Annotated in this window: 17 protein-coding genes; 13 read left to right on the forward strand and 4 right to left on the reverse strand. The window is 63.6% G+C overall.

All coding sequences use genetic code 11. From position 1 onward, the window contains the following. Window positions 1–208 precede the first annotated feature (208 nt). Window positions 209–2326, reverse strand: a complete 2118-nt coding sequence (locus GGQ67_RS06650) for a PBP1A family penicillin-binding protein (protein ID WP_183899417.1) — start codon at window positions 2324–2326, stop codon at window positions 209–211. Window positions 2327–2511: 185 nt separating this feature from the next. Between GGQ67_RS06650 and GGQ67_RS06655 the strand changes: the two genes are divergently transcribed. After that, window positions 2512–3003 (forward strand): YcgN family cysteine cluster protein, encoded by a 492-nt coding sequence (locus GGQ67_RS06655; protein ID WP_183899418.1) that lies wholly within the window; start codon window positions 2512–2514, stop codon window positions 3001–3003. Window positions 3004–3024: 21 nt separating this feature from the next. Here the strand turns inward: GGQ67_RS06655 and GGQ67_RS06660 are convergent, their stop codons facing one another. Both GGQ67_RS06660 and GGQ67_RS06665 read right to left on the reverse strand, forming a co-directional pair. Continuing rightward, window positions 3025–3369, reverse strand: a complete 345-nt coding sequence (locus GGQ67_RS06660) for an MmcQ/YjbR family DNA-binding protein (protein WP_183899419.1) — start codon at window positions 3367–3369, stop codon at window positions 3025–3027. Window positions 3370–3417: 48 nt separating this feature from the next. Next, complete coding sequence (locus GGQ67_RS06665; protein WP_183899420.1) at window positions 3418–4800, reverse strand: HD-GYP domain-containing protein; 1383 nt, start codon at window positions 4798–4800, stop codon at window positions 3418–3420. A 319-nt stretch (window positions 4801–5119) separates the two neighbouring features. Between GGQ67_RS06665 and GGQ67_RS06670 the strand changes: the two genes are divergently transcribed. After that, window positions 5120–5707: a hypothetical protein gene (locus tag GGQ67_RS06670; RefSeq protein ID WP_246400137.1), complete on the forward strand. Its 588-nt coding sequence runs from the start codon at window positions 5120–5122 to the stop codon at window positions 5705–5707. Window positions 5708–6047: 340 nt separating this feature from the next. Beyond that, window positions 6048–7313: a DNA-packaging protein gene (locus GGQ67_RS06675; protein ID WP_246400146.1), complete on the forward strand. Its 1266-nt coding sequence runs from the start codon at window positions 6048–6050 to the stop codon at window positions 7311–7313. A 54-nt stretch (window positions 7314–7367) separates the two neighbouring features. Here GGQ67_RS06675 and GGQ67_RS25475 read toward each other — a convergent pair whose 3' ends face one another. Further along, the gene (locus tag GGQ67_RS25475) at window positions 7368–7499 is read right to left on the reverse strand and encodes a hypothetical protein (protein ID WP_281393562.1); all 132 of its coding nucleotides are present in this window, start codon (window positions 7497–7499) and stop codon (window positions 7368–7370) included. 149 nt (window positions 7500–7648) lie between these two features. On the opposite strand from GGQ67_RS25475, the gene GGQ67_RS06680 reads away from it, so the two are divergent. The 10 genes from GGQ67_RS06680 to GGQ67_RS06725 all read left to right on the forward strand — a co-directional run bounded on the left by GGQ67_RS06680 (window position 7649) and on the right by GGQ67_RS06725 (window position 13145). After that, window positions 7649–8335 (forward strand): glycoside hydrolase family 19 protein, encoded by a 687-nt coding sequence (locus GGQ67_RS06680; RefSeq protein WP_183899422.1) that lies wholly within the window; start codon window positions 7649–7651, stop codon window positions 8333–8335. A 28-nt stretch (window positions 8336–8363) separates the two neighbouring features. Then, window positions 8364–8672, forward strand: a complete 309-nt coding sequence (locus GGQ67_RS06685; protein WP_183899423.1) for a Dabb family protein — start codon at window positions 8364–8366, stop codon at window positions 8670–8672. A 191-nt stretch (window positions 8673–8863) separates the two neighbouring features. Further along, entirely contained in the window at window positions 8864–9112 is a 249-nt protein-coding gene (locus GGQ67_RS06690; RefSeq protein WP_183899424.1) for a type II toxin-antitoxin system HicA family toxin, read from the forward strand. Further along, window positions 9109–9432, forward strand: coding sequence for a type II toxin-antitoxin system HicB family antitoxin (locus GGQ67_RS06695; protein WP_183899425.1), 324 nt, complete (start codon window positions 9109–9111; stop codon window positions 9430–9432). The genes GGQ67_RS06690 and GGQ67_RS06695 overlap by 4 nt, the downstream gene beginning before the upstream one ends. A gap of 117 nt (window positions 9433–9549) precedes the next feature. Continuing rightward, on the forward strand, window positions 9550–10725 hold the full coding sequence (locus GGQ67_RS06700) for a phage portal protein (protein WP_246400138.1): 1176 nt from the start codon (window positions 9550–9552) through the stop codon (window positions 10723–10725). Window positions 10726–10763: 38 nt separating this feature from the next. Continuing rightward, a complete protein-coding gene (locus tag GGQ67_RS06705) occupies window positions 10764–11396 on the forward strand; it encodes an alpha-ketoglutarate-dependent dioxygenase AlkB (protein ID WP_183899426.1) in 633 nt (210 codons plus the stop codon). 11 nt (window positions 11397–11407) lie between these two features. Next, window positions 11408–11668, forward strand: a complete 261-nt coding sequence (locus GGQ67_RS06710; protein WP_111561014.1) for a CopG family ribbon-helix-helix protein — start codon at window positions 11408–11410, stop codon at window positions 11666–11668. Then, a complete protein-coding gene (locus GGQ67_RS06715; protein ID WP_183899427.1) occupies window positions 11665–11973 on the forward strand; it encodes a type II toxin-antitoxin system RelE/ParE family toxin in 309 nt (102 codons plus the stop codon). The genes GGQ67_RS06710 and GGQ67_RS06715 overlap by 4 nt, the downstream gene beginning before the upstream one ends. 207 nt (window positions 11974–12180) lie before the next feature. Further along, window positions 12181–12498 carry a DUF6107 family protein gene (locus tag GGQ67_RS06720; RefSeq protein WP_183899428.1) on the forward strand — a complete coding sequence of 106 codons (318 nt, stop codon included), beginning with the start codon at window positions 12181–12183 and terminating at the stop codon, window positions 12496–12498. Window positions 12499–12536: 38 nt separating this feature from the next. Beyond that, a complete protein-coding gene (locus GGQ67_RS06725; RefSeq protein ID WP_425503757.1) occupies window positions 12537–13145 on the forward strand; it encodes an HK97 family phage prohead protease in 609 nt (202 codons plus the stop codon). Window positions 13146–13150: the final 5 nt, after the last annotated feature.

Consider the following 13150-nt stretch of genomic DNA (forward strand, 5'->3'; position numbering starts at 1 on the left):
CCATCGACACTCTGAAAAGACCGCACGAAAGCCCCACAACGGACCCAAGACAATTCTCGCTGCAATTGACCGGGAGTTAAACCGGACAATAGTGGGACAAGCCAGAGGATGACGTCGCGGGTGATATTTCGTTGTGGAAACAATTGGTTGTCGGCTGCGGCTTTGCAGTGCCGTTAGGTCCGGGACTCTCTCTGCGAGTAGTCCGACGTCACTGCGCGCTCGCCACCTTCAGCGGCGCCAGCGGCGCGGCCGTTTTCAACCCTTCGCCGATATCCTTCAGCAACTTCGTCGATTCCACCGAGAGCATGCGCGGGCGCACCAGAGGTGGCGGGGCGTCGGCGGCGGCGATGGTCTTGGGGGGCGGGGGGGCGGTGACGCCGGGGATCTGGCGCGGCGTGATGCCCTGGTGGGCATAGTCCATCACCCGCTTGAAGGTCATGGCCGGCAGCGTGCCGCCGGTCATCTTGTTGGTCGAGGTGTAGTCGTCGTTGCCGAACCATACGGCGGTGGTGAAATTGCCGGTATAGCCGACGAACCAGGCGTCGCGGTAGGCCTGCGTCGTGCCGGTCTTGCCCGCCGTCAGGATGCCGTTGTCGAGCGCCGCGCGGCGCGCCGTGCCGACATAGGGCACGCGCGAGAGCATCTGGTTCATGTAGGCGTCGGCCTTCTCGGAGAGCACCCGCTTGGCCGGCGGCTCGTCGCGTTCGAAGTCGTAGAGAACCTTGCCGCTATAGTCGAGGATCTGGGTGATGCCGTGCCGGCGCGACTGGTAGCCGCCGGCCGGGAACACCGCATAGGCGGTCGCCTGGTCCATCACCGTGACTTCGGAGGTGCCGATCGGGATCGTCACGTCGTCCCGAACCGGCGATTCGACGCCGAGATTGGTGGCCATCGCCCGGATCGGCGCGATCCCGAACTTCTCCTTGGCAAGGCGTACCGGGATGGTGTTGATCGATTGCGCGATCGCGTTCGCGACGGTGACGCGGCCGGCGTAGCGGTTCTCGTAGTTGCGCGGGCTCCAATTGCCCCAGGAGATCGGCGCGTCGACGACGATGCTGTCCGGTGTCATGCCGTTCTCCATGGCCACCGAATAGGTGTAGACCTTGAAGGACGAGCCCGGCTGGCGCATCGCCTTGGTGGCGCGGTTGAACTGGCTCTCGCCGTAATCGCGCCCGCCGACCATGGCGCGCACGGCGCCGCCGTTTTCGATCGTCACCAGCGCGCCCTGCTTGGCTTTGTAGCTCTCGCCGAATTCGCGCAGCGACGTCTCCATGGCATCGTCGGCGGCGTTCTGAATGCCCATGTCGATCGTGGTGCGGACGATCACCGAATGCTCGCTGAAGCGCGGAGAAAGCCGCATCACTTCGTCGAAGGCCCAGTCGAGGAAGAAATCGGGCGATTCCACCTGGTTGCGGTCGACGACGGTGGCCGGGCTGCGCCGCGCGGCGATCACCTGGCCCTCGGTCATCATGCCGCTCTGCACGAGATTGGTCAGAACCTCGTTGGCGCGGCCGCGCGCGGCCGGCAGGTTGACATGCGGCGCGTATTTCGCCGGCGCCTTGAAGAGACCGGCCAGCATGGCGGATTCGGCGAGGTTGACGTCGGTGATGTTCTTGCCGAAATAGAACTGCGCCGCCGCCGCCGCCCCGAAGGTGCCGCCGCCCATATAGGCGCGGTCCAGATAGGTGGAGAGGATTTCCTTCTTCGAGAGGTTCGCTTCGAGCCAGAGCGCCAGGAAGGCCTCGGTGATCTTGCGGTCGATCGAGCGCTCATTGGAGAGAAACAGGTTCTTGGCGAGCTGCTGCGTCAGCGTCGAGCCGCCCTGGACCACGCCGCCGGCCTGCGCATTGGTGACCATGGCGCGGAACAGGCCGATCACGTCGATGCCGAAATGGCTGAAAAAGCGGCGGTCTTCGGTCGCCAGCACCGATTTGATCAGGCTGTCGGGCAGCTCGTCGATCGGCACCGAATTCTGGTGGATGACGCCGCGATGGCCGATGACGTTGCCATAGCGGTCGAGAAAGGTGACGGCGTAGTCGCCGCGATTGCGCCAATCTTCCTTGGTAGCTTCGAAGGCTGGCTGGGCAAGGGCAAGCATCAAGACGGCGCCGACCGAGCCCCATGTCAGGCCTTCGCCGGCGACCTCGAACACCGCGCGCTTCCAGCCGCGAACGCGGAAGCGGCGGAAGAAGATGGTGATGTCTTCCCAGATTTCGGCGGAGCGGAAACCGGCGTTCCAGATCGTGGAATCGATCCAGGAATCGATCTTCAGCAGCAAGTGGCGTTTCTTGCGCGGCTGCTTTTCTGGATTGTCCGGATCCGTCACGTCTTATATTCCCGCCCGATCAGTCGGTTCGACGTGGAATAGCCTGACGTCGAACTATGGCAAATCTGCCGCTCGCATCCGGGGTTACCGGCACAGGGTGAATCTTTGGTTGATTTGCCACGGAAGAACAAGAGAAATGGAAAGCACTCACGCGATTTTGCGGGTGCTGTTGCAAGAACGGAATGATGGAAGAGCAACCCTTCTGGAAGCAAAAGACGCTGAACGAGATGACCAATGCCGAGTGGGAAAGCATCTGCGACGGCTGCGGTCTCTGTTGTCTCAACAAGCTCGAGGAGTGGGAGAGCGGCGATATCTACTTCACCTCGATCCGCTGCAAGCTGCTGGATGGCGAGAGCTGTCAGTGTTCCAGCTACCCGAACCGTTGGGATTTCGTGCCCGACTGCGTGCAGCTGACCAAGCAGAATGTCGACGAGATCCCATGGCTGCCGCCGACCTGCGGCTACCGGCTGCTCAACGAGGGACGCGACCTCTACTGGTGGCATCCGCTGGTCTCGGGCGATCCGGAGACGGTGCACATCGCCGGCATTTCGGCGCGCGGACGCACCATCGACGAAACCGGCATCGATGTCGACAACTACGAGGACTATGTGGTCGACTGGCCGCTGACGGTGGGCGACGATGCGCCGAAGACGCCCGATGAGGTGGGCAATCGCTGAGTTGGTTCTGGCTGAATCGACTTATGGAGAAGGGATGACAACGAACTGTCTTTGCAGGGTTTTCGGCGCGGCGTTCTGCCAGGAGCGGCGCACCAGATCCTGCACCAGCGCGTCGCTCGCCAGCTGAAAGAACAGCCGCGTCGAGCCGCGCAGCCCCCAGCCGCCGGGAACCGCGACCGTCTCCTTCGGCGAGACCGCCAGCGTCATGTGCTGCTGCTCCGGCGTCAGCCGCACGACGCAATAATCCTGTTCCGGCATCGTCAGGAAAATCTTGGTTCGCACGCGAAAATCGCGTGTGCCGTGATGCGCGCTCTCGACCGCCTCGGGCAGGCTGAGCGCGAAGGATGCAAGCTCTTCGCGGGTCATGATCTTTATTTTAGCACAGTAGAATATTGAGAGGCCAATCAGAAAAACTCACGCAGCCGCGCGCTCTTCCTGCTCAGCGCTTTCGGGCCGCTCCAGATCGGTCCTCGCAAGCGCCCGCTGCAGCGCCTCGATGCAGATGGGATCATGCGCCTGGCCGGCGCCTTCCCAGAGGATCGACAGTGCCTTGGAGATTGGCAGGGCGGCGCGATAGGGGCGGTCGGCGGTGAGTGCGTCGAACACGTCGGCGGTCGAGACGATCCTGACTTCCATCGGGATCTCATCGGCCATCAGCCCGCGCGGATAGCCGTTGCCATCCAGCCGCTCGTGATGGGCGCCGCCGATGCGGGCGAGGTCGGAAAAGGCGCCGATATGAGACAGGATCATCTCCGAGAACTCGGCATGGCGCTTCATCTGGCCCCATTCCTCGTCATCGAGTTTGCCCGGCTTGTCGAGCACGCTGTTGCTGACGCCGAGCTTGCCGATATCGTGAAGAAGGGCGGCGCGGCGCAACAGCCGGCGGCCTTTCTCGTCGATCCCCATCTCCTCGGCGATCAGGTCGGTAAACAGCGCCACACGGTCGCTATGGCCTGACGTGTAGGGACTCTTGGCGTCGATGACGCGGGCGAAAGCGGCAGCGATATCATCAAGATAATCGTCATCGGCCATGATCGCCTGCTGGCCGGGTTCGCTGTCGAGGACGATGGTCTCCAGCGCCTCGGACCGCAGCGTCTCCCAGAACGCGTCGCGGCCAGCGATGCGGATGAAGGCGGCGGCAAGCGAAGGGTCGAACCAACTGCCGGCACGCTTGCCGATCTCGGCGATGGCGGCGTCGCGACCGGCGCTCATCTGGAAGATATCGGCCACCTGCGACAAGAGCGCGATGCGCGAATAGAGCGGGATGTCCTCACCGGAAATCCCGAGCGGCTTGCCGCCGCCGTTCCAGTGTTCGTCGAGGCTGAGGACGCCATTAGCCACGCCTTCCGAAAAGCGCATCTGTCTGGCGATTTCGGCGCCGCGCTGGCAGCGGGTCTGGATCAGGTCGGTGGCGATCCGCCCGCCATTCTGCAGGATGTTGACGATCCCGCGAAAGCGCTCGGCGAGGCCGGCCTGCATGCCGGTATGCGAAAGCACGAAGCGCAGCACTTGGCTGAGGCTGCCATCGACCAGCTTGAAGTCGCGCTTGAAGGAGAGGTCGTCGGCCATGTAGAGCTCGCAGATCCGCGCCGCATTGCTGCTGCAGCCGAGATCCTTGAGGAGCAGCGTATAGTAAAGCTCCTGCAGCGCCTCATCGGCCATGCCGATCTCGCGGCCGATATGGGTGCCGATGTAACAGGCGCGGATGCAATGGCCGGGCGGCTGGCCCTCCGTGAGGTCGAGCGCCTTGCTCAATGCCTCGATAATCTCCGCTAGTCGTATCTGGATGGCTTGCATGTCGATCGCCCTTTGCTGCGATCCGTTCTAGCGGCGGCTTTCTTGAGGATTCATTGAGATGAACGGGAGAAACGCCAGAAAACCTATATTTATCAATAGATTAGACATAGATAAATTGCAATTCGACGGGACGTTGCAGGAGGATTTTCCGACAATAGGAAAATAATCCTTGACGGCGTAACGGTGCTTTGATAGGGTTATGGCATAGTCGGAAAGTTGCGGGCAGGGCGCGGCGAGGGGCACGGTCCCCTGGCTGGTCGATCATTGCCGCCGGCACCGCCGCTTCTCCACGCAACGCCTGTTGCCACGGGATGTCCCCATGACCGATATCGACGATTTCGCGCCGGAGCTGTTTGGCCTCTGGCCGGCTCACCATGCCTCCCAATACCATGCTTATGACGTCGATCCCTCGCAGGCGCTCGACGCGGACAGGGCGAAGGCAGTAGCCGAGGCCTGCTTGCTGGAGACCAAATCCGCCGCATCGCCCGCCGAAGAGCTGCGCGTGCTCCTGAACGAGATGACGGCCGAGATGCGTGAGCAGTTCGCGGCCTTTCGCGACCTGCGCAAGGCGGCCGAGCAGGTGGCGTCGGGCGGTGGCGATGATGCCGCCGCAAAGCTTGCCCGCGCCGATCTGAAGGCCGCGACCGATGCCATGTCGCTGATCGTGCGCACGCTCGAGAAAATCGACCAGCTGCAGCGCCAGTTCGCCCGCGACCGCGAGCAGGCCGCCGAGGACAGCGAAGCGGCGAGGGGGCTCGACCATGTCAAAGCGAAATTCCTCGCACGCATCGAAGAGCGAGCCGAAGCCCGCGCCCGCCAATTGCTGGCCGAATGGCAGCGCGACGGCGCTCCCCCAACCATTGACGACGGACCAGCGCTTGCCAGCCGCGAAGCCGAACCGGATTGAGCGGCGCGTGGCGGACGCCAATACGGGCAAGGTCGCTGGCGCCTTGCTGGACTACAGTCATAAAATGGATGCGATCGTGGCGAAACGGGCTGATGACCGCGCGGTGATCCTGGGTGCAGTCAGCTCTGCCGCTGGGCTGATCGAGGACATGGCGCAGCCGGATAGCGGGGCGGTGGCAGCGGCGGTTTCCGGTGAGGCGCCGGTGGTTGACGCTGTGACGAACGGTGTGCCCACCAACGCCAACGTCCATACCAGCGCAAAGGCTAATGTTGAAGGTGGCGTCGATGCCGAAGCCGGCGCCGGCGCCGCTCTGGGCCAGCCCAATCTCTCGCCGGCCGACATGCTCGACCTTCCCGCCGAGGACCTCGCGGAACGGCTGAAGCTCTGGCCTTCGCTTGGCAATCTCTGGGCCTTCACCGGCCGCGACGAACAGCAGCCGCCGCCCGGAGACTGGCGCACATGGCTGATCATGGGCGGGCGCGGCTCCGGCAAGACGCGGGCGGGCGCCGAATGGGTGCATGCGATTGCCAGCGCCGGTCGCTCCTCGGATCTGCGCATCGCGCTGATCGCCGAAACGCTGGGCGACGCGCGCGAGGTGATGATCGACGGCATCTCGGGCATCATGCGGATCGCCCGCAGCCGTCGTCCCGAGTTCGAGATATCCCGCCGCCGGCTGGTCTGGCCGAACGGCGCGGTGGCGCAGATCTTCTCGTCGGAAGATCCCGAAAGCCTGCGCGGGCCGCAATTCCATTTCGCCTGGAGCGACGAGCTCGCCAAATGGAAGCATGGGCAGGAGACCTGGGACATGCTGCAGTTTGGCCTGAGACTGGGCACCGCGCCGCGCCAGCTGGTGACGACGACGCCGCGCCCGGTGCCGCTCTTGAAGGCGCTGATATCGGACCCGGCGACGCTGACGACACGCATCAGCACCCGCGACAATCAACACAACCTGGCGCCCGGTTTCATCGAGGCGCTGGCAAATCGCTATGGCGGCACCCGGCTGGGGCGCCAGGAGCTCGATGGTGAGCTGATCGAGGATCGCGAGGATGCGCTGTGGCGCCGCGAGATGTTCGACGCCGTGACGATACGCATGTCCGGCGATCTGCGCCGCATCGTCGTGGCGGTCGATCCGCCGGCGGCGGCCGGGCCGAATTCCTGCTGCGGCATCGTCGTGGCCGGCCTCGATGGCGCGGGCCGCGCGGTGGTGCTGGCGGATTGTTCGGTGGAGGGCGCGAGCCCGGCCGGCTGGGCGAGCGCGGTGGCGAAAGCCTATCGCCGCTTCGCCGCCGACCGCGTGGTGGCCGAGATCAACCAGGGCGGCGACATGGTGACCGCCATGCTCAAAAGCATCGACGAGACATTGCCGGTGGCGACGGTGCGCGCCACGCGAGGCAAGTTCCTGCGCGCCGAGCCGGTGGCGGCCCTCTACGAGCAGGGGCGTGTCGCCCATGCCGGGCGTTTCATGGCGCTGGAGGATCAGATGTGCGATTTCGGCCCGGACGGATTGTCCTCGGGCCGTTCTCCCGACCGGCTGGACGCGTTGGTCTGGGCGCTGACGGCATTGATGCTTGAAGGTGGCGGCGAGCCGAGGGTGCGGGGAATATGAAATTCCGCAATGCCTGGAGACGAGGGGGTGTTTGACACCCCCTGGCACTTGCGCTTAACGCTGCTGTTGCTGCGGGGCCGGGCGCGGCGCCTGCGGCACCGGGCGAACCTGACGCCACTCGCTTTCGAGTTGGTCCGTCACGTGCTGCGGAATGATTGGCTGATTGCTGTGAACGGGCTGCGTCATGCGGTCCTCCAGAGACGGATTGAATGATGGATCATCACTGCCACGCGCCAAACGGTCTGTAAATCAGGGCCTTAAACGCTTTAAACGATTAAAATAAATTTAATCGATTAAGGACACGAAGTGCTCATTAGCTTTTAGGATTACACGCTATGGTTATCCACATCGACAGGCGGTTTTTCTTCGACACGGTGCGCGGCACGCTGTTCAACGGCACGCTTTCAGCAGGGCAGGTCGAGGGCATGACGGCGATTCTGAATTTCTGGGAGGAGCGGATGCCCGATGCCGACCCCCGCTGGCTGGCCTATATCCTGGCGACCGCCTTCCACGAGACCGCCTACACCATGCAGCCCGTGCGCGAGACGCTGGCGACGACGGATGCCCGCGCCGTGGAGATTCTCGAAAAAGCCTTCGCCGGCGGCAAGCTCTCCTGGGTGAAGACGCCCTATTGGCGGCCCGACGAGGACGGCAAGAGCTGGCTCGGCCGCGGCCTCGTGCAGCTCACCCACAAGCGCAACTACGAGGCTATGAGCCCGCTCGTCGGCATCGATCTCGTCGCCAATCCCGACCGGGCGATGGAGATGGGGCCGGCGGTGTCGATCCTGATCGAGGGCATGGTGCGGGGCAGCTTCTCCAGGCACAAGCTTGCCGACCATCTGAACGCCACGAGCGACGACTGGATCAACGCGCGGCGCATCGTCAACGGCACCGACCGGGCCGAAAAACTGGCGGGCTATGGCAAGACCTTTCTCGCCGCCCTGCGCCCCGACCGCCCGCGGGGCTGGTTCGCCCGGTTGAAGCAGTGGCTTTGCCGTGGTATCGCCCGGCTTATGGGCTGAGCCCTCATCAGACATACAGGAGTCCCGCGTGATCCGTCACATCGTCTTCTTCACGGCGCCGATCGAAAACATGGACAAGGTCCGCGAGGGCCTGTCTATCCTGACGGCCATCCCGCACGCCCGGTTGCTGGAGATCGGCACCAACGTGAAGACCGACCAGTTCGGCACCGAGGTCGATCTTGTCGTCTACGGCGAGTTCGACGACGAAGCGGCGCTCGCCGCCTACAAGGCGCACCCGAACTACCAGCTCTCCACCAGCCTCGTTCGCCCCATCCGCGAACTGCGCATGGCGGCGGACTACGAGAGCGACCTGGCGGTGAAGCAGCCGCTGGGGTGATTGGGCTGTAGGCGGCTCCCTCTAATGGCGGCGTTTTCCCCGCCGGATTGCATTGATAGGTTGTGGGCGGGTTGACGCAAAGGTTGCCGCCAGTTGACTTGCCGCGAACGAAGATTATCTGTAGAAAGATATCTGCAACTAAAAAATAGTTGCGGTGGAGCAACTGCGCGGTTCCGTATCCGGGGTGACGGATGACGCGCCTTGAAACGCTGAAAGATGAGTTTCGCGCCTGCAGGGGGCCGTTTCCTTACAGCAAGCTGGTGAAGCTGCTGAGCGGACTGGGCTATGACTTGAAGGCCGGCACTGGTTCGGGCCGGAAGTTCGTGCACGCGGTGACGAAAAAGGTCATCATCGTTCATGAGCCGCATCCCGGCAACGAGATCAAACCCTACATGGTCAACCAGATACGCAATTATCTGATCGACAGGAACGAGTTATGAAGCCGATCACCTACAAGGGCTATCAGGCGGCGGTCGAGTATCAGGACGGCACGCTGTTCATAAGGATATTGCACATCGATGATCTCCTGCTGGCGGAATGCGAGGATTCCAGGCTGGTGGAAGCAACCGCGCGGGCGCTGATCGACGATTATATCCAGACCTGCATCGACGAAGGCCGTGATCCCGAGAGGCCCTTCAAGGGCTCGCTGAACATCCGCATGGACCCCGCGCTGCACCGCCGCGCGGCCATGGCCGCGGCCGACGAGGACAAGTCGCTGAATGCTTGGATCTGCGAGGCGATCGCGGAGAAGGTCGATTGAGATGTTGCTGGCGGAGACCCGTAAGCAAAACAATTTTCGCGGCATGAGCATGGCCGCCGCGTAACGCGACAGCATCGGCCGGCCAAACGCCGGTCGCAAACATCAGGAAACCGGATCATGAAATTTCGATCTCTCCTGCCGTGGGGCTCCCCGGCGGGCCGCAAGCCCGTGCCCGAACGTCATGACGTACCCGAACGAAAAGCCGCCACCGGCTTCGTGTCGCTGACATCGCAGGGCAGCGCGAGCTGGACCGGGCGCTCCTACGCGGCCCTGTCGCGCGAGGGCTTCATGCGCAATCCGGTGGCACATCGCTGCGTGAGGATGATTTCGGAGGCGGCGGCCTCGGTGCCGCTCTTGATCTACGAGCAGGACAGCGAGCGGCCCGATCACCCCCTGCTTCATCTCCTGCTCCAGCCGAACGCCCGCATGAGCGGCCCCGATTTCTTCGAGGTGCTCTACGGCCACCTGCTGCTGTCGGGCAATGCCTATGTCGAGCCGGTCGAGATCGGCGGCGCGCTGCGCGAGCTGCACCTGTTGCGGCCGGATCGCATCGGCATCGTCGAGGGCCGCGACGGCTGGACGGAGGCCTATGACTACCGCGCCGGCGGGCTCGTCCGCCGCTTTCCCGTCGAGACGGATGGGATCGGCCTGCTGCATCTGAAGCTCTTCCACCCGCTCGACGATCATCTCGGTTTTCCGCCGCTGGCGGCGGCCCAGGTGGCGCTCGATCTCTCCAATGCGGCCGCCGCCTGGAACAAGGCGTTGCTGGATAATTCCGCGCGCCCCTCCGGCGCGCTCGTCTACCAGCCCAAGGAGGGCGGCAACCTTTCGCCCGATCAGTATGAGCGGTTGAAACAGGAGCTCGACGAGGGCTATTCCGGCCCGATGCGCGCCGGCCGGCCGCTGCTGCTCGAAGGCGGGCTCGACTGGAAATCCATGGGGCTTTCGCCCAAGGACATGGATTTCGTCGAGGCCCGCAACGGTGCCGCCCGCGACATCGCGCTCGCCTTCGGCGTGCCCCCCATGCTGCTCGGCATCCCCGGCGACAACACCTACGCCAACTACCAGGAAGCCAACCGCGCCTTCTACAGGCTGACCGTGCTGCCGATGCTGACCCGCACGCTGGCGACGCTGTCGACCTGGGCGGCGGCAGGCTACGGCGACGGGCTGCGGCTGGAACCGGATCTCGACAAGGTCGCGGGTCTCGGCGCCGAACGCGGCGAGCTCTGGAAACGGTTGGGCGAGGCGGCGTTTCTGACGGATGAGGAGAAGCGGCAGGCGGTGGGGTATTGAGGGGGCGTCTGGCTAAGTGCAGGCATAGAGTGTAAATTATGCCGATGCACTCAGCGCTTCCCGACGGTCTGACATACCAGCCGGATTTCATCTCCGAGGAGATGGCCGATGCGCTCGTCGCGGCGCTGGATGGGTCGCCATGGGACGAGACCCTGAAGCGCCGCGTCCAGCATTTCGGATATCGTTATGACTATCGCGCCCGGGCGGTGACCGGTGATGCCTATCTTGGGGCTCTGCCGGATTGGCTTCGCGACGTGGTTGCCCGCCTAGTATCGGGTCGGCACTTCGTAGAGCCGCCTGATCAGGTCATCGCCAACGAATATCATCCGGGGCAGGGGATCAGCGCCCACGTCGATTGCGTCCCCTGTTTCGGCGACAACATCGCCTCGCTCAGCCTCCTGTCAACTTGCGAGATGATCTTCCGTCATCCCGCCACCGGCGAGAAACGGACGTTGACGCTGGAACCGCGTTCGCTGCTGAAAATGGATGGCCCGGCGCGCTATGAATGGACGCATGAGATTCCGGCGCGGCTTGCCGATATCGTCGATGGCGAGAAGCGCCCACGCGGACGGCGGATATCGCTGACGTTTCGCAACGTCGTCAGGACGACGAGTGCGGAGCTGACGTTGAGGCCTGTTTCGAAATTTGTTATACACCGTATTACAAATTGAGGAGCCAGCCGATGACCAAGCCCGTTCTCTCCGACCCGATTGCCCTGCGCATTCCAGAAGACATGTTGAAGGACATCGAGACCATCGCCAAGGCCACCGACCGCAGCCGTAGCTGGGTCATCGTCCGGGCGCTGAAATATTACCTCATGGAAGAGGGGAATGATGTTCTGCAGACGCTGAAGGGCGAAGAGCAGATCCGCAATGGCGAGACCGTTGATTTCGAGGAGTTCATGCGGGAACTGACATCGTCTCCCAGAGATGACGCGGCATGATGAAGGTCATTCTTTCCAAGGATGCCGCGGACTATCTCAGCCACGAATATGGCTATCTCAGCGCGTTCAATTCCCGCGCTGCCGACGCCGCCATGGCAAGAATCCAAGGCGGCATTAGAAGGCTCGCCGCCTATCCCCAGGTCGGCGCTCCCGTGCCTGTGCTGACAGGACGCCGCCAGTTGGTCGTCGGCCCCTATATCATCACCTACCGCATCGGCCACGATGCCATCATGGTCTCCAACATCACCCACGGCAGACAGCGCGAGCAACTGGACAGGGACGACGGGCTCGACGAGAGCGACTGACGCGTCACGGGTGCCGCGCGGGTTTTGAACCTCGTTGGGCTGATCTCATCGGTAATTGATTCATCGTGTGAACCGTCGGACTCAATCTTAGAACGGCTATCCGCAACAGACTCAAAAGACAGCAGAATTGAATCGGCCGCAGCATCGCTGCGGTGGAAGACGTGCGCCTCGCGCACCCCCACACACCACACACAAAGGCCCAAACCAATGGCCGATTTCTCCAACGAAACAGGGCTCTGGGCGACCAGGGCGCTGGGCGCGTCGGCGGGTGCCGCCGTGTCGCTGATCTATCTTTTGCCGAAGAGCCGGCGCGAGGCGGCGAGCCGGTTTTTCACCGGTCTTTCCTGCGGTCTCATCTTCGGCGGCCCGAGCGGGCTCTGGATCGCCGAGCAGCTGCAGCTTTCCGACCAGCTCTCCGTGTCCGAGGTGATGCTGTCGGGCTCGGCCGCATCCAGCCTCTGCGCCTGGTGGGGGCTCGGCATTCTCCAGCGCATCGCCGGCCGCTACGGCGCCCGCAATCGGTAAGGCACCGGCCACAAAACCATGAAACGAGGAGCATGATCATGACCGCAAGCCGCGCGCTGGCGCGAACCCCCACGCGCCTGTCCACCCGGGCCGTTCCCGGCGCGGATACGCGCAAGTTCGCCAATCTGGAGCTGCGTGGCCTCAGCCGTGACGGCACCTTTTCCGGCTATGCCAGCGTCTTCGGCGAGGTCGATCTCGGCAAGGACGCGATCGAGCGCGGCGCCTTTCTGCGTTCGCTGAAGACGCGTGGTGCGGCTGGCGTGCGCATGCTCTTCCAGCACGATCCGGCCGAGCCGATCGGCGCCTGGAAGACGATCCGCGAGGATAGCCGCGGGCTCTATGTCGAGGGCGTGCTCGCCGATGGCGTCAGCCGCGCCCGCGAGGTGCATCAGCTCTTGAAGAACGGCGCGCTCGATGGCCTCTCGATCGGCTTTCGCACCGTCCGCGCCAAGACCGATGCCAAGTCCGGTGTGCGCCGCATCCTCGAGGCCGATCTCTGGGAGATCTCGGTGGTGACCTTCCCGATGCTGCCGTCCGCCCGCGTGCAGAACATCAAGAATGCGCGGTGGTTCCGCGACAAGGAGACCGAGCTCGTCCGCGCCATGCGCCGGGCCGCCCGGATGATGCTGCAAGACACATTCAAGTAGACCCT

Origin of the sequence: Rhizobium metallidurans (assembly GCF_014196505.1) — a bacterium.
Classification (GTDB): Bacteria; Pseudomonadota; Alphaproteobacteria; order Rhizobiales; family Rhizobiaceae; genus Rhizobium; species Rhizobium metallidurans.